The sequence below is a fragment of the Parageobacillus sp. NEAU-HV-2 genome (genome assembly GCF_059115485.1).
On sequence record NZ_JBXUJJ010000002.1, the window covers coordinates 342,245 to 363,804 of the forward strand.

A 21,560-nucleotide genomic window follows, 5' to 3' on the forward strand; every position below is an offset into this window, starting at 1 on the left:
TGGAAAGGAGAATGATCATTGGACCGGATTTATTTGGATCATGCCGCTACGTCACCGGTTCATCCGGATGTGGTCGAGCGCATGATTCCGTTTATGACCGAAGTGTTTGGAAACCCGTCCAGCATTCATTATTTTGGCAGACAAAGCCGTCATGCGGTTGATGAAGCAAGGGCTTTGATAGCAAAAAGCATTGGCGCGAAAGAGACGGAAGTCATTTTCACCAGCGGCGGGACGGAAGCGGATAATATGGCGCTCATCGGCACAGCGGTAGCAAACCGTGATCGCGGGCGCCATATTATAACGACGGCGATTGAGCATCACGCCGTATTGCGTGCATGTCAATATTTAGAAAAACAAGGATTTTATGTCACCTATCTTCCGGTAGATGAACAAGGAAAAGTTTCTCCGGCCGATGTCAAAGCGGCGCTTCGCGATGACACTATTCTTGTTTCGATCATGTTTGCGAATAACGAAGTAGGCGTGCTACAGCCGATTCGCGAAATCGGGGAATTACTAAAAGAGCACCAAGCTTATTTTCATACGGATGCGGTGCAGGCTTATGGACTTGTACCGATTGACGTCAATGAGAACCATATTGATCTGCTGTCTGTTTCAAGCCATAAAATAAACGGCCCAAAAGGGATTGGAGCTTTATATGCCCGAGAAACGGTCAAGCTGTCTCCGCTTTTTTACGGCGGGGAGCAAGAGCGGAAGCGCCGCGCCGGAACGGAAAATGTCGCCGGCATTGCCGGGTTTGCCAAAGCGGTGGAAATTTCCCAAAAAAAGATGAAGCAGAAACAGGAAGAGTATCGCCTGCTGCGGAATACGATGCTGTCTATTTTTGCTGAATCCGGCATCGATTTTGCAGTAAACGGAAGCGAAGACGGATTGCCGCATATCGTCAATGTGGCGTTTCCAGGCACAAACGTCGAGTCGATGCTGGTCAATCTCGATTTGGCAGGAATCGCTGCTTCCAGTGGTTCGGCATGCACGGCCGGTTCGATTGATCCGTCCCATGTGCTCGTCGCCATGTTCGGAAAAGAGTCGGAACGAATTCGCTCGTCGATTCGCTTTAGTTTTGGACTTGGAAATACAAAAGAACAAATTGAGCGGGCAGCGACGGAAACGGTAAAAATTGTGAAAAGATTAACAAATAAATAAGGTGGTGAAACAACATGAACAAAGCGCCAAAAGATACACGTGTCGTTGTCGGCATGTCTGGCGGTGTCGATTCTTCCGTGGCGGCGTTGCTTTTAAAACAACAAGGCTACGACGTTATCGGGATTTTTATGAAAAACTGGGATGACACAGATGAAAACGGCGTCTGCACGGCGACCGAAGATTACGAAGATGTAGTGCGCGTCTGCAATCAAATCGGCATCCCGTATTATGCCGTCAATTTTGAAAAACAGTATTGGGATAAAGTGTTTACGTATTTTTTGGACGAGTATAAAGCTGGACGCACTCCAAACCCGGATGTGATGTGCAACAAAGAAATTAAGTTCAAAGCATTTTTAGAGCATGCGCTATCGATCGGAGCCGACTATGTAGCGACTGGGCACTATGCGCGCGTGGCGTATCGCGACGGCGAATATAAAATGCTGCGGGGCGTTGATCAAAATAAAGACCAAACGTACTTTTTGAACCAGCTAGGACAAGCGCAGCTGTCAAAAGTAATGTTTCCGATCGGGCATCTTGAAAAAGCGCAAGTGCGGCAAATTGCGAAAGAGGCGGGGCTTGCCACCGCTGGAAAAAAAGACAGCACGGGAATTTGCTTTATCGGGGAACGCGATTTTAAAGAGTTTTTAAGCAATTATTTGCCGGCGCAGCCAGGCGTGATGAAAACGCTGGATGGTGAAGTAAAAGGAACGCATGACGGAGTGATGTACTATACGATCGGGCAGCGCCACGGCCTCGGTATTGGCGGAAGCGGCGAGCCGTGGTTTGTCGTCGGCAAAAATGTTAAAGAAAATATTTTGTACGTAGCGCAAGGATTCAACAATGAATATTTGTACTCTACTTCGCTCATTGCCACCAATGTCAATTGGGTGTCGGATCGCAAACCGACGCAGTCATTCCGTTGCACGGCAAAATTCCGCTACCGTCAGCCGGATACTGGCGTTACCGTTCATCCGATCGATGACGAAAGAGTCGAAGTGGTGTTTGATGAGCCGGTTCGTGCCGTTACGCCGGGACAAGCGGTTGTCTTTTATAACGGTGAGGAGTGCCTTGGCGGCGGCACCATTGATGAAGTGTTCCGCGATGGCGAAAAACTCTGGTACGTCGGTTAAAGGATAGCACGATAGCCTTGGAAAGCGAAAAAAGCGGCTACAGACTGAAAACACCTCAACTCTTGCCTGGGTTGAGGTGTTTTTGTAAATGATAGAAAATTACGAACATATGTGCTAAAATTGGTGTAAGGAGTGACAAAACAGTGAGGGATAAAAATCAACAAGGAATTGCCTATATGCAACAAGGAAATTACGAGAAAGCGATCCAATGTTTCCATGATGCGATTGAAGAAAATCCGAAAGATCCAGTCGGCTACATTAATTTCGGCACGGTGTTAGCCGCGGCGGGAGAAGAGGAAAAGGCGCTGCAGTTTTTCCAAAAAGCGCTCGAGCTTGATGACAATGCAGCCGCCGCTTATTACGGAATAGGCTCCGTTTATTACAAACGCGGGCAATTCGCCCAGGCAAAGAATATGTTTGAACAGGCGATTCAAAAAGGTTTGCATGATGCCGACGCCTTTTTTATGCTTGGCATGTCGCTAATCAACTTGGAGATGCCGCGGCTGGCGCTTCCGTATTTACAAAGGGCGGTGGAATTGAAGGAAGACGACGTGGAGGCTGTGTTTCAACTAGGATTATGCCTTGCCCATCTCGAATTGGTCGACGAAGCGATGAACTATTTCCAAAAAACGATTCAGCTAGATCCTCGTCATGCGGATGCCTATTATAATTTAGGCGTCATCTATTCCTACAAAGAGGATATCCAAACCGCCCACGACATGTTTGCAACCGCTTTGGAAATCCAGCCGGATCATCTATTAGCAGGATATGGGAAAAAAATGATGGAAAAAAAGCTACAACGATAAAAAGGCAGGGGATTCCCATTGCACCAACAGGAATCGTTTGCATTAGACGAAGCGTCGTTTATTAAAGGAACATGTGTTGCCACGATTTTTCATAACGAGGAAAATTTTTATTCCGTCATCCGCGTCCGCGTAGAAGAAACGAATGAAGCCTGTGAAGAACAAGAAGTAGTAGTGACCGGATATTTTCCGAAAATGAACGAACAGGATACGTATATTTTTTATGGGAAATTTCATAACCATCCGCGGTTCGGCCGGCAGTACGTAGTGGAACATTTTCGCAAACAGTTCCCGAATACAAAAGAGGGTCTCATTCATTATTTATCGAGCGATTTATTTAAAGGAATCGGAAAAAAAACGGCAACGGCCATCGTCGAAACGCTTGGGGAAAATGCCATTTCTAAAATTTTGGAGGATCCAAGCGTATTAGATGGCGTTCCGAAATTAACGAAACAAAAGGCAAAAGAATTGTACGAAACGCTGCGCACCCACGAGGGATTAGAGCAAACGATGATCGCCCTTTCGCAATTTGGGTTTGGGCCTCAGTTAGCGATGAAAATTTATCAAGTGTATCATGAAGAAACGCTTTCCATTATTCAGCAAAACCCGTACCAGCTTGTTGAAGATGTTGAAGGAATTGGCTTTGGCCGCGCCGATGAATTAGGATACCAGCTTGGCATTTCCGGAAGCCACCCGGCGCGGATTCGCGCCGCCTGTTTATTTGTGCTAGAACAGGATTGCCTGCAAGAGGGACATGTGTATGTGACAAAAGATCAGCTGATAGCACATGTGAAGCAGCTTTTAGAAGCAAAACGCAGTGAAACGATCCGCGTCGAAACGATTGAGCAAATGTTGGTTATGCTTGCCGAGGAAGGCAAACTCATTGAGGAGGAGGAAAGGTTTTATATTCCGTCGCTTTATTTTGCCGAAAAAGGTATTGTAACAAACGTAAAACGTTTGCTGCAGCAAACGGAAGTGGTCATGACGTTTCCGGAATCGGAATTTTTACTGGCGCTCGGCAGATTGGAGGAGCGTTTGTCCGTACAATACGCTCCGCTGCAAAAAGAAGCGATTCGCCAGGCGCTTTCCTCTTCGCTTTTTATTTTAACCGGCGGTCCCGGTACAGGGAAAACGACGGTCATTAAAGGGATCGTGGAAATATTTGCTGATTTGCATGGTCTTTCCCTTGATCCGAAAGACTATACGAAAGACCAGCCGTTTCCGATTTTGCTAGCCGCACCGACGGGAAGAGCAGCAAAGCGAATGAGCGAGGCGACGGGGCTTCCGGCCGTGACGATTCACCGGCTGCTTGGCTGGAACGGAGCGGAAGGTTTTACGCATGACGAGGATGAGCCGATTAGCGGCAAGCTTTTAATTGTCGATGAAATGTCGATGGTCGATACATGGCTGGCGAATCAACTGTTTAAATCAATCCCTGACGGTATGCAAGTGATTCTTGTTGGTGATGAAGATCAACTTCCATCGGTTGGACCGGGACAAGTGTTAAAGGACTTGCTAAGAGCAGGGGTGGTGCCGACCGTGCGCCTAACTGAAGTATACCGGCAGGCGGAAGGATCATCGATTATTGAATTGGCCCACCAGATGAAAAACGGCCTTGTTCCTTCCGATTTAACGGTCCAAAAAGCGGATCGCTCCTTTATTCGTTGCCAGACAGGACAAGTGGCCGAAGTAGTGCGGCAAATTGCCGATAACGCGCGCAAAAAAGGTTTTGCTGTAAAAGATATTCAAGTGCTTGCGCCAATGTACCGCGGACCTGCCGGAATTGACCGGATGAACCAAGTGCTGCAAGAATTATTTAATCCAAAGTCTGAAAAAAAACGGGAGCTTTCTGTCGGCGATGTCGTGTACAGGGTCGGCGACAAAGTGTTGCAGCTTGTCAATCAGCCGGATGATAACGTGTTTAACGGAGATATTGGTGAAATTGTCGCCATTTTTTACGCGAAAGAAAATACGGAAAAGCAGGATTTAGTCGTTGTTTCGTTTGATGGCATCGAGGTCACGTATTCGCGGCAAGACTTGTCGCAAATTACCCATGCCTATTGCTGCTCGATTCATAAAGCACAAGGAAGCGAATTTCCAATTGTTATTTTGCCCGTTGTCAAAAGTTATTACCGCATGTTGAAGCGGAATTTGCTATATACCGCCGTGACAAGAAGCAAACAGTTTTTAATTTTATGTGGAGAGGAAGAGGCGTTTCGGCTCGGAGTCGCCCGCAGCGATGACGGGACGCGGCAGACAACGCTGACGGAGAAATTGCAACGGTTTCTCGCGCCATTTGCCGAAGGAGAACTGCCGATGGAAGATGCGAACATAGGGATGGAAAACGTTTCACCGTATGATTTTATGAGCAGCTAGCCAAGCTAAGCATGGCTGGAAAGGTGGGGAGATCTTTGCGAACATTTTCTCATATGAAAGGTCTTCCCGTATATGAACAAAAAACGGGAAAGACAGTTGGAAAAATCAGCGATATTTGTTTTACGAATAATGGAACAGTGCAAGGATTTGCAGTAGAAAGCAAAGGGTGGCTTGCCCGCCATCGCTATCTCCCGTTTTCCGCCGTGCAAGCAGTTGGGACGGATGGGGTTATCATAAAGGATGCTGCATGTTTACAACCATTTTCCTCGTTCCAAACCGGCTACTCTCTTTACAGTGAACGCGGAATCGCCGGCAAACCGGTGATTACGGCCGATGGGAAAAAACTTGGATTATTAGAGGATGTATATTTTCACGGGCAATTGGGCATAATCGGAGGATATGAGATTACAGACGGTTTTTTTGCCGATTTAACGGAAGGAAAAAAGCGAATTGACGCTGCCCCTTTTACCGCGGGGGAAGAAGCGATTATTGTAAACACAACGATGTAAGGAGAGTGGCTGTTCGTGCTCATTTGCCCGAATTGTAAAAGCAAAAATTTAGGGAAAATTGGTGTGAACCAGTACTATTGCTGGGATTGCTTTATTGAATTGTCCGTGTCAAAAGGGATTATTCATACCCATCAAGTCGAGGAAGACGGGACGTTAAGCTCGTTAGATGATCTATTTGATGAACATGAGCGCACGATCCAATTTTAGGAGGGAACGAGCATGAATCGGACAATGACTTCGCTGTTGGCATTAGGATTAGGCATTGCTGCCTATCAAGCAGCGCAACGCAATGGCTGGATGGACAACCGCACAATGAAAAGAATGCGCCGCCGTTTAGCCCGCGCCATTCGCTGAAAGTTGGTGTCAATTCCCGTGAACATAGCGGGGATTGGCACTTTTTTGTATAATTCTGCCCCCTTCTCCTACACTAACGATAGGGGGTGTTACGATGGGGGAACAGCAGTGGTTATCGATTGTCCGGATTGGCAAATGGTTGCTAATTACGGTGATTATCTATTTAGTGGTTCGCATGAAAGAAGTATGGCTGCCTGCCATTGATTTATTGATTACTGCGTTGATTCCATTTATCATTGCCGCTTTTATTACTTATTTATTGCATCCGTTGGTGGAATACATTTATGAAAAGGGGATCCCACGCTGGCTAGCCATTTTATTGATCTATTTTCTTTTTTTCGGCGGCATTGGCTACGGACTTTATAAAGGCATTCCGCTGTTTATTCAACAGCTGAAACAGTTGAGCGAAAGCTTGCCAACGTTAATCGAAACATACCGGAATTGGGCGAAGGACATTCATAATCACACATCGACATGGCCAATGGAAATTCATACGCGAATTGAAACGATGCTGACCCAAATGGAACGAACTGCTGCCGATATGGTAACGATGGTGATGAATGGTGTAAAAGGGTTGGTCAATTCGGCGGTGTTGTTTCTGCTTATTCCATTTATTGTATTTTACATGTTGAAGGATATTGAACTGTTGAAAAAAGCGGTATGGTATATGACGCCGAAACGGTGGCGGGAGCCGGGAATTGCCTTTTTGAAAGATGTCGACGAATCGCTTGGCAACTATATCCGCGGGCAATTGTTTGTAGGAGCTGTGATCGGCACGGTGGCCGCGTTAGCTTTATGGCTTGTCGGAATGGATTATCCGCTGTTGCTTGGCTGCATCATCGGCATCACCAATATCATCCCTTATTTCGGCCCAGTTATCGGCGCCATTCCCGCCGTCATTTTAGCGGCAACCGTTTCCGTGAAAATGGTGCTCATCGTCGCTGCTATTATTTTTCTCCTTCAATTTTTGGAAGGAAATATTTTATCGCCGCTCATCGTCGGGAAAAGTTTGCATATGCATCCGCTCGTGATTATGTTTGCTTTGCTTTTTGGCGGCGAATTTGCCGGAGTGATCGGCCTTATTATTGCTGTTCCGCTTCTTGCAGTATTGAAGGTGGCTCTTCTTCATTGGAAAGAACATTACCAGTCGCGTTGACAAATCGATACAGCTTGTCTATAATCATACAATGAAAAAGTGAATACATAATGCGATGACGGATCGAGTATGTTACAGTCCATCTTAAAGCGCGAATTCGCGCACAGAGAGGAATTTCCGCGGCTGAAAGAAATTCCAGATGAAGGGTAACAGAACGCTAATCCGGAGCGCAGGCAAAACCTGACGTCTAGGCCACGTTACGGCCAATGAGGTGATGAACGCTTTTGTCGTTCATAAACAGGGTGGTACCGCGAGCATAACTCTCGTCCCTGAAGGGGGATGAGAGTTTTTTATATTCAAGTTCAATATGGCGAAGAAAGGGAGGATCATGATGAAAAAGCTTACTTCAGCACAAGTAAGGAAAATGTTTTTAGATTTTTTCAAGGAAAAAGGTCATGCCGTTGAACCAAGCGCGTCACTCATTCCTGTCGATGATCCATCATTGTTGTGGATTAACAGCGGTGTTGCTACATTAAAGAAATATTTTGATGGCCGTGTAGTTCCGGATAACCCGCGCATTTGTAACGCACAAAAATCGATCCGTACCAATGATATTGAAAATGTCGGCAAAACGGCACGCCATCATACCTTTTTTGAAATGCTCGGAAACTTTTCCATCGGCGACTATTTTAAACGGGAAGCGATTCATTGGGCATGGGAATTTTTAACGAGCGAAAAATGGATTGGTTTTGACCCTGACCGATTGTCTGTCACGGTTCATCCGGAAGATGAGGAAGCGTTTGAAATTTGGCATAAAGAAATCGGCATTCCGGAAGAACGAATCATTCGGTTGGAAGGAAACTTTTGGGATATTGGCGAAGGACCGAGCGGACCAAATACGGAAATTTTCTATGACCGCGGCGAAGAATTCGGAAACGATCCGGACGATCCGGAATTGTATCCGGGCGGGGAAAACGACCGCTATTTAGAAGTGTGGAACTTGGTATTTTCGCAATTCAACCATAATCCAGACGGCACGTACACGCCGCTTCCAAAGAAAAACATTGATACAGGCATGGGACTAGAGCGGATGTGCTCGATTTTGCAAGAAGTGCCGACAAACTTTGAAACCGATTTATTTATGCCGATCATTCGCGCAACCGAACAAATTTCCGGACAAAAATATGGCGTGGACAAGGAGAAAGACGTGGCGTTTAAAGTGATCGCTGACCATATTCGCGCGGTTACGTTCGCGATTGGCGACGGCGCGCTGCCTTCGAACGAAGGGCGCGGATATGTATTGCGCCGGTTGTTGCGCCGAGCGGTTCGCTATGCTAAGCAGCTCGGTATCGAGCGACCGTTTATGTACGAATTGGTGCCGGTTGTTGGTGAAATCATGAACGATTTCTATCCGGAAGTAAAAGAAAAAGCCGAGTTCATTCAGAAAGTGATCAAAAATGAAGAAGAGCGCTTCCACGAAACGCTTCATGAAGGGTTAGCGATTTTAGCAAGCGTCATTCAAAAAGAAAAAGAACGGGGAAGCGATGTCATTTCCGGAGAAGATGTGTTCCGCCTTTATGATACGTACGGTTTTCCAATTGAACTAACGGAAGAATACGCGCAAGAAGAAGGAATGAAAGTCGACCACGACGGGTTTGAACGGGAAATGGAACGGCAACGTGAGCGCGCTCGTGCCGCTAGACAGGACGTCGACTCGATGCAAGTACAAGGCGGTGTGCTCGGCGATATTAAAGTAGAAAGCAAGTTTGTCGGTTACGATCAGCTTCATACGCAATCTACGGTCGCCGTTATTGTCAAAGACGGGCAGCTTGTCGATGAAGTAAAAGAAGGAGACGAAGCGCAAATCATATTGAATGTAACCCCGTTCTATGCGGAAAGCGGCGGGCAGATCGCCGACCAAGGCTGGATTGAAAGCGAAACAACAAAAGCGTTTGTGAAAGATGTCCAAAAAGCGCCAAACGGGCAGCACCTGCATCACGTCGTTGTCGAAAAAGGAACATTGAGAAAAGGAGAAACATATACAGCGCAAATTAATGAGGCAAAACGGGCCAATATTATTAAAAACCATACAGCGACCCATCTGTTGCATCAGGCGTTAAAGGATGTGCTCGGGCCTCATGTCAACCAGGCAGGATCGTTAGTCGCTCCTGACCGCTTGCGCTTTGATTTTACCCACTTTGGTCAAGTGAAACCAGAGGAGTTAGAGCAAATCGAAGCCATTGTCAATGAAAAAATTTGGCGCAGCATCCCGGTCGACATTTTCTATAAGCCGCTTGAAGAAGCGAAAGCGATGGGGGCGATGGCGCTATTTGGCGAAAAATACGGCGAGATTGTCCGTGTCGTGCAAGTAGGCGATTACAGTTTAGAGCTTTGCGGAGGCTGCCATGTGCCGAACACTTCGGCGATCGGCTTGTTTAAAATCGTCTCTGAGACCGGAATCGGCGCCGGCACTCGCCGGATTGAAGCCGTTACAGGCGAAGCAGCGTACCGCTTTATGAATGAGCAAATCGCTCTGTTGCAAGAAGTGGCGCAAAAATTAAAAACGAACCCGAGAGAAATAGTAAGTCGTCTGGATGCATTAATGAACGAAATTCGTCAATTGCAGCGCGAAAATGAATCGCTCGCGGCCCGTCTTGGCAATTTAGAAGCGGCTAATTTGGTCCATAAAGTCAAAGAAGTAAACGGCATTCCGGTATTGGCTAGCAAAGTCAATGCGACAGATATGAATCATTTGCGGACGATGGTGGACGATTTGAAACAAAAACTAGGATCCGCTATTATCGTGCTAGCCGCTGTACAAGAGGAAAAAGTAAACTTGATTGCCGGTGTGACGGATGATTTAGTGGAAAAAGGATACCATGCCGGAAAATTAATTAAAGAAGTGGCCGCTCGCTGCGGCGGCGGTGGCGGCGGTCGCCCTGACATGGCGCAGGCCGGCGGAAAAGACCCAAGCAAAGTTGGAGAAGCCTTGCAATATGTCGAAAAATGGATAAAATCCGTTTGATAATTGATGAAGATAGTGTACAATGGATGTAAGATAGGGAGATGCCAGAACGGAGAGCGAGGTGGAGACGGTGAGCTCGTTTGACCAAACGATGCGGTTTCATTTTTCGGAAGAGCCAGCCGAGACAAATATTCGCGAAGTATTGCTGACAGTCTATGACGCTCTGCAAGAAAAAGGATACAATCCGATTAATCAAATTGTCGGGTACTTATTATCTGGCGACCCTGCTTACATCCCCCGCCATAAAGATGCCCGGACGTTAATTCGAAAAGTGGAGCGTGATGAATTAATTGAGGAATTGGTGAAATTCTATCTACAGGGGCAGCGAAAGGATTAAACGATGCGTACATTAGGACTTGATTTGGGTACAAAGACGCTTGGAGTAGCAGTCAGCGATGAACTGGGCTGGACGGCGCAAGGACTGGAAACGATCGCGATTGACGAGGAACGTGGAGAGTACGGGCTGAAGCGGCTTCGCGAAATTATTGACGAATATCAGGTTGGAACGATTGTCGTCGGATTTCCGAAAAATATGAACGGAACGATCGGTCCGCGTGCCGAAGCGAGCCAGCGCTTCGCAGAATTGCTCAAACGGGAATTTTCCCTGCCGGTCATATTGTGGGACGAGCGTTTATCCACCATGGCAGCGGAGCGGATGTTAATCGCCGCTGATCTCAGCCGCAAAAAGCGCAGGCAGGTCATTGATAAAATGGCGGCTGTCGTCATTTTGCAGTCGTATTTGGATAGTAAACAGTAAATTGGAGGAGAAAAATATGGAACATGGCGATCGACATATTACTGTTGTCGATGAAAACGGCAATGAGCAATTATGTGAAATATTGTTTACGTTTGAATCGGAAGACTTTGGAAAATCGTATGTGTTTTATTATCCGGTAGGCGCGGAATTTGAAGACGATGACGAAGAAACGGAAATTCATGTGTCGGCATTTATTCCTGGTGAAGGAGAGCAGGAAGGGGAACTGCTGCCAATTGAGTCCGAAGAAGAATGGGAAATGATTGAAGAAGTATGGAATACGTTCTGTGCCGAACAAGAGGAGCAGGAGGAGTAAGAAGAAAAAGATGGCCGGTATAGCGGGCCATCTTTTTTTATGGAAAAAGACAAACAAATAGCGAAAAATGCAAAAATTTGTAGTATAATATCACGAGTGAAAGGAGGTTTTCGATGGATAATAACCAGTTTTTCCAAAAAGATACACAAATTGTTCGAAAAATCGTTTTGATGGTTTGCGCTGCGATATTAGTTGCTTGTATAGCGATAGGGGCAGGCAGCTATTTCTATATCAAGTCGGCATTGCAACCAGTCGATCCACAGGATAAAACGCCTGTTCATATATCGATTCCTATCGGCTCTTCCGTGAATGAAATTGCCAATCTGTTAGAAAAAAAGAGGCTAATTAAAAGTGCGACCGTTTTTCGCTATTATGTAAAATTTAAAAATCATGTCAATTTTCAGGCGGGAGAATATGATTTGAATCGGTCCATGTCGATGGAAAACATCATTGCGGTTCTAAAAACAGGGAAAGTAACGGAAAAAAGCGGGCTAAAGCTGACGATTCCGGAAGGGACGCAAATAACGCAAATCGCGGCCATCATTGCCGAAAAAACGGGATACAAGAAGGAAGAGATACTAAAACAGTTAAATGACCGTGCTTATATTGAGCATTTGATGAAAAAATATCCGACCGTTTTGTCGAAGGATATTTTCAATAAAAACATCCGCTATCCGCTCGAAGGCTATTTGTTTCCGGCTACGTATTCGTTTGCGGACAAAAAGCCTCCTATTTCCGATATTATTGAGGAGATGCTGAAAAAAACGGAAGAAGTATTAGCGAAGTACGAACAGAATAGGAAGGCGGTCAACATGCCTGTGCATCAGCTGTTAACAATGTCTTCCTTAATCGAGGAGGAAGCAACAGAAAAAGCGGACCGCAAAAAAATTGCGAGCGTGTTTTACAACCGCCTCCGCAAGGACATGCCGTTGCAGACAGACCCGACCGTTTTGTATGCGCTTGGTAAACATAAAGATCGCGTTTTGTACAAAGACTTGGAAGTACAATCTCCTTATAATACGTATATTCATAAAGGGCTTCCACCGGGACCGATTGCCAACAGCAGCGAAATGTCTATTAAGGCGGCGCTCGAACCGGAGCAAACCGATTATTTCTATTTTCTTGCCACTCCGGCAGGGGATGTCATTTTTACAAAAACATTAGAGGAACATAACCAGCAAAAGGAGAAATATATTGGAAAACAATAGAATCGAATGTGAATTGCTGGACGATAGACAAAAATATTTCGCATTTGGCGTGTTTTGTGGTAGTATATATAAAGTTATCAATCGCTATCCTGCAATAAGAGTCCTTCAGTGACTCTTATTTTTTCGAGGAGGAGCTCTTTTGATATCGAAAGAAATAATCGAATATATTAAGCAGTTTATTCCCGAGCGGGATGAGCAAATAAAAGAGATGGAACGTTACGCGCAAAAATATGATATTCCGATTATGGAAATGACGGGAATAGAAGTGATGCTGCACATATTGAAAATCGCCCAGCCAAAACGGATTTTGGAAATCGGCACGGCGATAGGATATTCGGCGATCCGCATGGCAAAAGCGCTTCCCGCCGCCGAAATTATTACGATTGAAAGAGACAAGGAGCGATATGAGCGCGCCCTTTTTTATATCAACCAAACAGGGACAAGCGGGCAAATTCGCGTGATTTTCGGCGATGCGCTTCACGTCTATAGCGATGTCGCGAAAGCTGCCCCATTTGATGTTTTGTTTATTGATGCGGCGAAAGGACAATATCAGCGCTTTTTTGAACTGTATGAACCGCTGCTTGCAGAAAACGGTTTGATCATTACCGATAATGTATTGTTCAAGGGGCTTGTTGCCACAGAGGAGCCAATTGAAAACAAGCGCATTCGTCAGTTAGCGGCGAAAATTCGCCGTTATAACGAATGGCTTGCCAGCCGTAACGATTACGAAACGATCATTCTCCCGGTTGGAGATGGGGTGGCAATATCAAGAAAACGAGGTGAGAGGCAATGAAAAAACCAGAATTGTTAGTGACGCCAACGAGCGTTTCCCATATACATGATTTAGCCAATGCCGGTGCCGATGCGGTGATGATCGGCGAGCAGCGCTACGGTCTGCGCCTCGCCGGGGAGTTTTCCCGCGCGGATGTTGCAGAAGCGGTGAAAGCAGCACACCAATATGGCATGAAAGTGTATGTCGCGATGAATGCCATTTTTCATAACGATAAAGTCGACGAACTTGGTGATTACGTTCGCTTTCTTGCCGAAGTCGGGGCCGATGCGATCGTCTTTGGCGATCCGGCTGTATTAATGACCGTGCGTGAAGTCGCCCCGCAGATGAAGCTGCACTGGAATACGGAAACGACGGCGACAAACTGGTATACGTGCAACTACTGGGGAAGAAAGGGAGCAAAGCGCGCTGTTCTTGCCCGTGAATTAAATATGGAGGCGATTTTGGATATTAAAAAGCATGCTGAAGTGGAAATCGAAGTACAAGTGCACGGGATGACGTGCATGTACCAGTCGAAACGTTCATTGATCGGCAACTATTTTGAATATCAAGGAAAAGTGATGGAGATCGAACGGAAAAAATATGAAAAAGGCATGTTTTTATATGATAAAGAACGCGACAATAAATATCCGATTTTCGAGGATGAAAACGGCACACATATTATGAGTCCAAACGATATTTGCATCATTGACGAATTGAGCGAGATGGTAGACGCGGGGATTGACAGCTTTAAAATCGATGGAGTGCTGCATGAACAAAGCTATATTACCGAAGTGACAAAACTATATCGTCGCGCCATTGATTTATGTGCGGAAAACCGTGCGCAATACGAAAAAGAAAAAGACGAGCTGTTGGCGCAAATCGAAGCGATTCAGCCGAAACACCGTCCATTGGATACGGGATTTTTCTTTAAAGAAACGGTTTACTAACAGAGAATGCGTTGCATGGCGCTAGACAATAAGAAAAGGAGGAATGAGCGGATGCTGCTAAAAAATGATAAAATTTCCAAAATTATTGACGGCAAACGCGTGATCGTAAAAAAACCCGAGCTGCTTGCTCCGGCCGGCAACTTGGAAAAGCTAAAAATCGCCGTGCACTACGGTGCGGATGCGGTGTTTATCGGCGGTCAAGAATACAGCTTGCGCGCGAACGCTGATAACTTTACCATCGAGGAAATTAAAGAAGGCGTTCAGTTTGCAAACCAATATGGCGCCAAAGTGTATGTAACGGCCAACATTTATGCCCATAACGAAAACATTCCAGGCCTTGAGGAATATTTACAGGCATTAGAGCAAGCTGGCGTTCACGGCATTATCGTCGCTGACCCGCTTATTATCGAAACGGCGCGCCGTGTGGCGCCGAAATTGGAAGTGCATTTAAGCACGCAGCAGTCGCTCGCCAACTGGAAAGCGGTGCAGTTTTGGAAAGAGGAAGGGTTGGAGCGCGTCGTGCTTGCGCGTGAAACGAGTGCGCAAGAAATCCGCGAAATTAAAGAAAAAGTCGATATTGAGATTGAAGCGTTTATTCACGGAGCGATGTGCTCGGCGTACTCTGGCCGCTGCGTATTAAGCAACCATATGACGGCGCGCGATTCGAACCGCGGAGGCTGCTGCCAATCGTGCCGATGGGATTATGATTTATATAAATTAGAAGGAGACAAAGAGATCCCACTCTTTGATGAAAACGACGCTCCGTTTGCGATGAGCGCCAAAGATTTGAATTTGCTTCGCGCTATTCCAGCCATGATTGAATTAGGGATTGACAGTTTAAAAATTGAAGGACGGATGAAATCGATCCATTACGTGGCGACGGTCGTGAGCGTATACCGCAAAGTGATTGACGCGTATTGCGCAGATCCGGACCATTTTGTCATTCGCGAGGAATGGATAAAAGAGCTTGATAAATGTGCCAACCGTGATACAGCTCCGTCTTTCTTTAACGGAATGCCAGGGTACAACGATCATATGTACGGTTCGCACGGTCGCCAAACGACCCATGAATTTGCCGGCCTTGTCCTCGATTATGATAAAGAAACGCAAATGGTGACATTGCAGCAGCGCAACTTCTTTAAACCAGGCGATGAAGTGGAATTTTTTGGTCCGGAAATTGAAAACTTCACACAAGTAGTAGAAAAAATTTGGGACGAGGATGGAAACGAATTAGATGCGGCGCGCCATCCACTGCAAATTGTCAAATTTAAAGTAGAGCGCGAAGTCTTCCCGTACAACATGATGAGAAAGGAGAACTAACATGGGGAAGAAGCCTATTGTCATCGGTGTGGCCGGCGGGTCCGGCTCGGGGAAAACGAGCGTGGCAAGGGCAATTTATGAGCATTTTGGCGATCGCTCGATTTTAGTGCTCGAGCAAGATTTTTACTATAAGGACCAAAGCCATCTCCCGTTTGAAGAACGGCTGAAAACGAATTACGATCATCCGCTTGCGTTTGATAATGATTTGTTAATTGAGCATATTCATAAATTATTGCGGTATGAACCGATTGAAAAGCCGGTGTATGATTACAAACTTCACACGCGATCGAATAAAGTCATTTACGTCGAGCCAAAAGATGTTATTATTTTAGAAGGGATTCTTGTCTTAGAGGATGAGCGTTTGCGCAACTTAATGGATATTAAAGTATACGTTGATACCGATGCGGACATCCGCATTATCCGCCGCTTGCTTCGCGACATTAAGGAACGAGGTCGCACGCTTGAGTCGGTGATCGAACAGTATGTTTCCGTCGTCCGCCCAATGCATAATCAATTCGTCGAACCGACGAAACGCTATGCCGATATCATTATCCCGGAAGGCGGACAAAATCATGTCGCCATTGATTTAATGGTCACAAAAATTCACACAATTCTTGAACAAAAATCGTTTTTATAATAACATGGCATAGATAAAAACAATATAAATATTATAACCAAGTAAGCGTACGAGCAACTTTTCTTGTTGTTCGTACGTTTTACATACACACAATAAAAAAAGAAAATATATAGAGGAGTGAAAGATGATGGCAAATGAAAAGCAATATCCGATGACAAAAGAGGGAAAAGAGAAACTGGAACAAGAGCTTGAGTATTTAAAAACGGTAAAGCGGAAGGAAGTAGTTGAACGCATTAAAATTGCCCGCGGTTTTGGGGATTTGTCGGAAAACTCGGAATACGATGCTGCTAAAGATGAACAAGCATTTGTCGAGTCGCGCATTCAAATGCTGGAAAATATGATTCGCAATGCGGTGATCATTGAGGAAGACAAGGAAAATCCTGATGTCGTTTCACTGGGAAAATCAGTGACATTTATTGAACTTCCAGATGGGGAAGAAGAAACGTATACGATTGTCGGCAGCGCCGAAGCCGATCCGTTTGAAGGAAAAATTTCCAATGATTCCCCAATCGCGAAATCGCTGCTTGGCAGAAAAGTTGGCGAAGAAGTCACCGTGCAAACGCCAGGCGGAGAAATGGTTGTAAAAATTGTTGCCGTTAAATAGGTTTCAAAATAAAACACCTCGTCGAAAATGAAGATGAGGTGTTTTATTTATGTGGAAAAAACGAGTAATAGTGGTGCTCGCTCTTATCCAAATCGGCATTTTTCTTCTGATAGGCAGGCTTGTTCAAATTCAGTTAATAAGCACAGAGTCGTTTTCCGAGAAAAACGTCAATTTGATTGAAGAAAGCGTCAAACAACGGACACAGGAGTTAATGATTGACGACGGAAGGGGAACGTTTATTGATCGAAATGAAAAACCGCTTACGAAACAGTATATTCCATCGCTTGTGTTATTCCCGTTTTTAAAAACGATGAAGTGGCCAGTAGAACAAGTGGCAAACATTCTTCATATTTCACCGCAAGTCATCATCGAGCAACTGCAAAAAGCAAAAGAACCGTTTGCGTTGACTATGGATGGCCGTCCATTGGTGCTGAGCGAAGAACAAATGGAAGAGATCAATCAATTGCATCTTCCCGGCGTGTTTGCGGTAAACAAGCAGTATCCGCTTGAAAAGGTATATGCACCCCATTTAATTGGATTTACCCGCGCGGACAGCCGGCTTTTGCGTACCCGCTACCCAAAACGGCATCTTCCCCCGCATACGGAAGTGGGCATTCATGGGTTGCAAAAGGCATTTGACGAATTTTTAATTCCGGAAGGAGAAACAAAGTTGCTGTATCATGTTGATGCGGCAGGCGGTCCTTTATTTGGTCTTGATGTCAAGTATAGTGACCCTAGCAATCCGTTTTATCCTGTTTCTGTAAAAACGACGATAGACCGCGATTTGCAAAAAATTGCCGAAACGGTGGTTGATGAGCATCATTTAAAAAAAGGCGGCATTGTACTATTGGATATCCCAACAAACAGCGTTCTTGCAATGGTGAGCCGCCCTGATATGGACCCGCACAATCCGTATAAAGACCACGGCGCGGAAAATCAGATGGTGCTGCCGCAAATCCCAGGCTCCATCTTTAAGACAGTGGTTGCCGCCGCTGCGCTCGACAAAGGGATCGCATCGCCAACGACAATGTTTGATTGCGGCAAAAAAATTGATGGAGTGACGCCGGACCGAGATCATGATTACGGAACGCTAGGGTTTGAGGAAAGTTTTGCTGTCAGCTGCAACAACGCGTTTGCGACGCTTGGCAAAAAGCTTGTCGAACAAGAGCCGGACATTTTGGAAACGTATGCGAAAAAATTGGGCTTATATCCGCTCGCCGGATGGCGAGGCGATGTCTATCATGAAACAGATTTTAAACAATTTCCAGAAGAGCGGAAAGGAACGATATGGCATGATGAGCGCGATAAACGTGTTCCCCTTGCCGTTGCGCAAACGTCGATCGGGCAAAAAGACGTGCGCGTATCACCGCTGGCGGTCGCCAACATGATGGCGACGATTGCCCGCAATGGCGAGGCAAGGCAAGTGAAGGCGGTAGACAAAATTTTATATAAAAACGGTACGACCTTGTTTACGTTTCCGCAGCAATCGTTTTCCGATGAGCCGCCGCTTTCCCCGGTTACCGCCAATCAATTGCAGCGGTTGTTGCGAAAAGTGGTAACAGACGAACAGGGGACGGGACGGCGCTTTCAATCGCTTCCGTATGCGGTTGCGGGAAAATCGGGGACGGCAGAAACAGGAAAAAGACTTGCCAATGAAGAACTGGTGAATAAATGGTTTGCCGGCTATTTTCCTGCCGATGCTCCGAAATACGCGCTCGTCGTCGTCGAACTGGACTGCCTCAATTCAGAGGCGGTAACGAACGATATCTTTTACGATCTCGTGCAAAAAATATATGAGTTGGACAAACAGGACAGAAATTCATAACAGCGACGAAACAGTTTATTAGGAGGGGACACCGTGATACAATAAAAGCAGCTATATGAGGGAGGTATAAGCAGTTTGATAAACATCTATGAAAATGTAAATATCTAATGTTATTGGACGTGGAGAGGTGGATGTTCTCCATCTTTTCCATCGTCACCTGTCTGATGATAAAAAATCATCTCCCCCTTCCTCATGTAAAAAGGAAATGAAGAATATTTGGCGAATATATGTTCTTAAGGATTCAAACAAGGGGGAAGGTAAGGGGATGAAAACGGTTCGGGGGATGAAAATCGTTTCTCATGATGAATCGCAACTTCGTTCATTAGATGAGTTGATGCGCGTCTTTGGTTCCGCGAAGCGATACGCGTTCAACCGTTTGTTGGAGGGAAGGAACGCAAAAGACATCATCCAGCACCTTCCACACCCATTTCGGCTCAACAAACGGTTTGCCGAAGACGCGGTCCTGCTTGTTCAATCGCTGATTTCTTCTCAACTTGAGTTGCTTCCCATGCGCTTAGAGGATGTGCAGGCGAAAATCGAAAAAACCGAAAAGAAAATCGATGAGTACCAACATGGAAGAAAACCACCAAAAAAAGTCGATCTTCCAACATGTCTAGGTGGATTGCACCAACGGTTAGAAAAGCTCAAAGCGAAAGAAGCCGAGCTAAAGCACCATCTCGACCAAGGAACGATTCCACGTGTGATTTTTGGTGGAAAAGAGAACTTTTATAAGCGCTTAAAAGGAAACATCACGAACGAAGAATGGAAAGATTTGCGTTCCAATCAGTTGTACGCCAGAGGCGATAAAAGCAAAAAAGGAAATTTAAATATTCGCCTCGTGTATGACGATCACACTGATGAATGTTATGTAGAAATTGCGAATCCACTTGGACAACAGGAAAGTAAAACCGCTCCCCGTTTACGATTCCCTGTGTCTGTTCCTGAAAAATATGAAGAGGAAATCATCGATCTCGTTATGGGAGAACCAGTCGGAGTGAATGCAAAAGGAAAGCCCATTATCGAATATCAACCATATACTGTTGAAATCAAACGCAAAAACGGGGAATATTATGTCCATCTCATCTATGAAGAAGAGGTATATGACAGAGAACTTTCCTACGATGAACCGATTCAAGCGGAACGAATCGCAGGAATGGATATCAATATTGACCGCATCGCCGTAAGCATCGTTTCGAAACAAGGAAACTTCATCAAATCGAAAGTGTTTTACTGCCATGAACTCGAATATGTGCGGGCGAATAAACGAAACAACATCGTTGGAGAAACCGTAAGAGATGTATATGACTGGCTGCTTCAAGAGAATGTTGGGGCAGTGATCATCGAAAACATCCAACTAAGACAGCGGCACGATACGGACAGACGATTCAATCGCTTGACCCATCATTTCAAAAAGAAAAAGCTAACTGACACCATCATTCGCCGTGGGATGCGGCTTGGGTTTCGCATCAAAAAAGTGAATCCGGCGTACACCAGCGTCATTGGACGTTTCAAGTATAGGAAAAAGTATGGGTTGTCCGTTCATGAAAGCGCCGCTTTGGTGATTGGCAGGCGGGGATTAGGGTATCATGAACGATTGCCAAAAGAACTCATTCACCTCATAAAAACGAAAGTGAAACGCCATTTGATTGCGGTGTTAGGGTCGATGGAAGAATCCTACAAGCAATCAAAAAGCGGAACAAAACAACGACAATATCTCGGCATGATGTTACGCAAAATCGAGAGCTTCAAACAAGAGCATGAATGGTCATTATGGAATATCTTGCACAAATTCTGCTGGCTGAACCAGGACCAAATTCAACTGAAGGAGGTGTAGACCTGGTTGCTAAAATCGTTGTCGTGTACTGACCGAGGGAAGGAATGGTGCACGACAGGCGCCGTCGCTGACAGCGAGCCACGGGGTGTCTTTCACAGCAGGTGAATGACAAGGGGACTCCCTTCCTGATGGAACTCGGTGAGAATCCGAGCGGCAAGCAGTTTGGCTGGTTCCATCGCGATGAGTCGATTTTTATAGATTTTAGTAACCAGGTTGGAAACGGTTGGCAAAAGAAATAGGACCGCGTTTTGCCAAGCAGGCAAAGCGCCGGAAAATCAATCGTATTCTCAATACCGCCATTGCCGTGGTCGTTTTGTTGATAGTGGCAGTGGCGTGGAATTTATTTGCTGGTGACGACGAGCCGCATAAGCAAGCGGCGAACACATCTGCAAAAATGGAAAAAACGAAAAAAAATGATGATAAAAAAGTAGAGGTAGAGATGGGGGATGAGCAGCAAATAAGTGAAGAAAGTGAGCCATCCGACGAGGTGGAAGAGACGAGCGAGGAAAAAGAACAAGAAGTGATAGAAACGCCAGGAGCTCCGGGCTCTAACATCGAGAAAGAAATCGTTAATCCGGCATGGCAGCCGATTGGCACGACGCAGTCAGAGCCGCATGTCACCCAATTTGAAAAAGATTCGGTAGATTGGAAGGAAATGCTCGACTCGGTTAGTTACGCGACGGGAATTTCCCAATCGGATATGATCGTGTGGTTTATTGGCAATAACGGGCCGAATAAAGCGGTGGCTACGATTTCTACGAAAGATCAAACACAGCACTACAAGGTATATATCGAATGGGTCGAAAATCAAGGCTGGAAACCGACGAAAGTGCAAAAGCTGAAAGAAAGGGGATAGGAAAGTAGCGGATTTCCTATGTTTAAGGAAATC

Annotated in this window: 21 protein-coding genes and 1 other annotated feature; all 21 genes read left to right on the forward strand. The window is 45.7% G+C overall.

Going from position 1 to position 21,560, the window contains the following annotated elements; genetic code table 11:
• Window positions 1-18 precede the first annotated feature (18 nt).
• The 21 genes from AC1WMD_RS05135 to AC1WMD_RS05235 all read left to right on the forward strand — a co-directional run bounded on the left by AC1WMD_RS05135 (window position 19) and on the right by AC1WMD_RS05235 (window position 21,527).
• Window positions 19-1,161, forward strand: coding sequence for a cysteine desulfurase family protein (locus AC1WMD_RS05135; RefSeq protein WP_494256192.1), 1,143 nt, complete (start codon window positions 19-21; stop codon window positions 1,159-1,161).
• Between the two features lie 14 nt (window positions 1,162-1,175).
• The gene (gene mnmA, locus AC1WMD_RS05140; protein WP_043905578.1) at window positions 1,176-2,291 is read left to right on the forward strand and encodes a tRNA 2-thiouridine(34) synthase MnmA; all 1,116 of its coding nucleotides are present in this window, start codon (window positions 1,176-1,178) and stop codon (window positions 2,289-2,291) included.
• 143 nt (window positions 2,292-2,434) lie between these two features.
• Window positions 2,435-3,097: a tetratricopeptide repeat protein gene (locus AC1WMD_RS05145; RefSeq protein WP_043905577.1), complete on the forward strand. Its 663-nt coding sequence runs from the start codon at window positions 2,435-2,437 to the stop codon at window positions 3,095-3,097.
• A gap of 18 nt (window positions 3,098-3,115) precedes the next feature.
• Window positions 3,116-5,470 carry an SF1B family DNA helicase RecD2 gene (recD2, locus tag AC1WMD_RS05150; protein ID WP_043905576.1) on the forward strand — a complete coding sequence of 785 codons (2,355 nt, stop codon included), beginning with the start codon at window positions 3,116-3,118 and terminating at the stop codon, window positions 5,468-5,470.
• Window positions 5,471-5,505: 35 nt separating this feature from the next.
• Entirely contained in the window at window positions 5,506-5,979 is a 474-nt protein-coding gene (locus AC1WMD_RS05155; RefSeq protein ID WP_043905575.1) for a PRC-barrel domain-containing protein, read from the forward strand.
• A 15-nt stretch (window positions 5,980-5,994) separates the two neighbouring features.
• Window positions 5,995-6,186: a YrzR-like zinc ribbon domain gene (locus AC1WMD_RS05160; RefSeq protein ID WP_043905574.1), complete on the forward strand. Its 192-nt coding sequence runs from the start codon at window positions 5,995-5,997 to the stop codon at window positions 6,184-6,186.
• Window positions 6,187-6,198: 12 nt separating this feature from the next.
• Complete coding sequence (locus tag AC1WMD_RS05165; protein ID WP_088124193.1) at window positions 6,199-6,333, forward strand: YrzQ family protein; 135 nt, start codon at window positions 6,199-6,201, stop codon at window positions 6,331-6,333.
• 94 nt (window positions 6,334-6,427) lie between these two features.
• A complete protein-coding gene (locus AC1WMD_RS05170) occupies window positions 6,428-7,489 on the forward strand; it encodes an AI-2E family transporter (protein WP_043905573.1) in 1,062 nt (353 codons plus the stop codon).
• Between the two features lie 46 nt (window positions 7,490-7,535).
• Window positions 7,536-7,763, forward strand: a binding site (T-box leader).
• Window positions 7,764-7,820: 57 nt separating this feature from the next.
• The gene (gene alaS, locus AC1WMD_RS05175) at window positions 7,821-10,454 is read left to right on the forward strand and encodes an alanine--tRNA ligase (protein ID WP_494256299.1); all 2,634 of its coding nucleotides are present in this window, start codon (window positions 7,821-7,823) and stop codon (window positions 10,452-10,454) included.
• 70 nt (window positions 10,455-10,524) lie between these two features.
• Window positions 10,525-10,791, forward strand: coding sequence for an IreB family regulatory phosphoprotein (locus tag AC1WMD_RS05180; protein WP_043905571.1), 267 nt, complete (start codon window positions 10,525-10,527; stop codon window positions 10,789-10,791).
• 3 nt (window positions 10,792-10,794) lie between these two features.
• Window positions 10,795-11,211, forward strand: a complete 417-nt coding sequence (gene ruvX, locus AC1WMD_RS05185) for a Holliday junction resolvase RuvX (RefSeq protein WP_043905570.1) — start codon at window positions 10,795-10,797, stop codon at window positions 11,209-11,211.
• A gap of 16 nt (window positions 11,212-11,227) precedes the next feature.
• Window positions 11,228-11,524, forward strand: coding sequence for a DUF1292 domain-containing protein (locus AC1WMD_RS05190; RefSeq protein WP_494256193.1), 297 nt, complete (start codon window positions 11,228-11,230; stop codon window positions 11,522-11,524).
• Window positions 11,525-11,637: 113 nt separating this feature from the next.
• A complete protein-coding gene (gene mltG / locus AC1WMD_RS05195) occupies window positions 11,638-12,732 on the forward strand; it encodes an endolytic transglycosylase MltG (RefSeq protein WP_494256194.1) in 1,095 nt (364 codons plus the stop codon).
• 139 nt (window positions 12,733-12,871) lie between these two features.
• The gene (locus AC1WMD_RS05200) at window positions 12,872-13,525 is read left to right on the forward strand and encodes an O-methyltransferase (protein WP_494256195.1); all 654 of its coding nucleotides are present in this window, start codon (window positions 12,872-12,874) and stop codon (window positions 13,523-13,525) included.
• A complete protein-coding gene (locus tag AC1WMD_RS05205) occupies window positions 13,522-14,451 on the forward strand; it encodes a peptidase U32 family protein (protein WP_494256196.1) in 930 nt (309 codons plus the stop codon). The genes AC1WMD_RS05200 and AC1WMD_RS05205 overlap by 4 nt, the downstream gene beginning before the upstream one ends.
• A 51-nt stretch (window positions 14,452-14,502) precedes the next feature.
• Window positions 14,503-15,771, forward strand: a complete 1,269-nt coding sequence (locus AC1WMD_RS05210; RefSeq protein ID WP_043905565.1) for a peptidase U32 family protein — start codon at window positions 14,503-14,505, stop codon at window positions 15,769-15,771.
• Window position 15,772: 1 nt separating this feature from the next.
• A complete protein-coding gene (udk, locus tag AC1WMD_RS05215) occupies window positions 15,773-16,408 on the forward strand; it encodes a uridine kinase (protein WP_043905564.1) in 636 nt (211 codons plus the stop codon).
• A 127-nt stretch (window positions 16,409-16,535) separates the two neighbouring features.
• On the forward strand, window positions 16,536-17,012 hold the full coding sequence (gene greA, locus AC1WMD_RS05220) for a transcription elongation factor GreA (RefSeq protein WP_043905563.1): 477 nt from the start codon (window positions 16,536-16,538) through the stop codon (window positions 17,010-17,012).
• A 49-nt stretch (window positions 17,013-17,061) separates the two neighbouring features.
• A complete protein-coding gene (locus AC1WMD_RS05225) occupies window positions 17,062-18,837 on the forward strand; it encodes a peptidoglycan D,D-transpeptidase FtsI family protein (protein WP_043905562.1) in 1,776 nt (591 codons plus the stop codon).
• 265 nt (window positions 18,838-19,102) lie between these two features.
• Window positions 19,103-20,671, forward strand: a complete 1,569-nt coding sequence (locus tag AC1WMD_RS05230) for an SSO2105 N-terminal domain-containing protein (RefSeq protein WP_494256199.1) — start codon at window positions 19,103-19,105, stop codon at window positions 20,669-20,671.
• 223 nt (window positions 20,672-20,894) lie between these two features.
• Entirely contained in the window at window positions 20,895-21,527 is a 633-nt protein-coding gene (locus AC1WMD_RS05235) for a YrrS family protein (RefSeq protein ID WP_043905561.1), read from the forward strand.
• Window positions 21,528-21,560: the final 33 nt, after the last annotated feature.

Bases quoted from the DNA above. Each gene is read 5' to 3' on its own strand.
- AC1WMD_RS05170 (WP_043905573.1), top strand. From the start codon at position 6,428: ATGGGGGAACAGCAGTGGTTATCGATTGTCCGGATTGGCAAATGGTTG.
- AC1WMD_RS05225 (WP_043905562.1), top strand. From the start codon at position 17,062: ATGTGGAAAAAACGAGTAATAGTGGTGCTCGCTCTTATCCAAATCGGC.
- ruvX (WP_043905570.1), top strand. From the start codon at position 10,795: ATGCGTACATTAGGACTTGATTTGGGTACAAAGACGCTTGGAGTAGCA.
- alaS (WP_494256299.1), top strand. From the start codon at position 7,821: ATGAAAAAGCTTACTTCAGCACAAGTAAGGAAAATGTTTTTAGATTTT.
- mltG (WP_494256194.1), top strand. From the start codon at position 11,638: ATGGATAATAACCAGTTTTTCCAAAAAGATACACAAATTGTTCGAAAA.
- AC1WMD_RS05190 (WP_494256193.1), top strand. From the start codon at position 11,228: ATGGAACATGGCGATCGACATATTACTGTTGTCGATGAAAACGGCAAT.
- AC1WMD_RS05210 (WP_043905565.1), top strand. From the start codon at position 14,503: ATGCTGCTAAAAAATGATAAAATTTCCAAAATTATTGACGGCAAACGC.
- greA (WP_043905563.1), top strand. From the start codon at position 16,536: ATGGCAAATGAAAAGCAATATCCGATGACAAAAGAGGGAAAAGAGAAA.
- mnmA (WP_043905578.1), top strand. From the start codon at position 1,176: ATGAACAAAGCGCCAAAAGATACACGTGTCGTTGTCGGCATGTCTGGC.
- AC1WMD_RS05205 (WP_494256196.1), top strand. From the start codon at position 13,522: ATGAAAAAACCAGAATTGTTAGTGACGCCAACGAGCGTTTCCCATATA.
- udk (WP_043905564.1), top strand. From the start codon at position 15,773: ATGGGGAAGAAGCCTATTGTCATCGGTGTGGCCGGCGGGTCCGGCTCG.
- AC1WMD_RS05165 (WP_088124193.1), top strand. From the start codon at position 6,199: ATGAATCGGACAATGACTTCGCTGTTGGCATTAGGATTAGGCATTGCT.
- AC1WMD_RS05230 (WP_494256199.1), top strand. From the start codon at position 19,103: ATGAAAACGGTTCGGGGGATGAAAATCGTTTCTCATGATGAATCGCAA.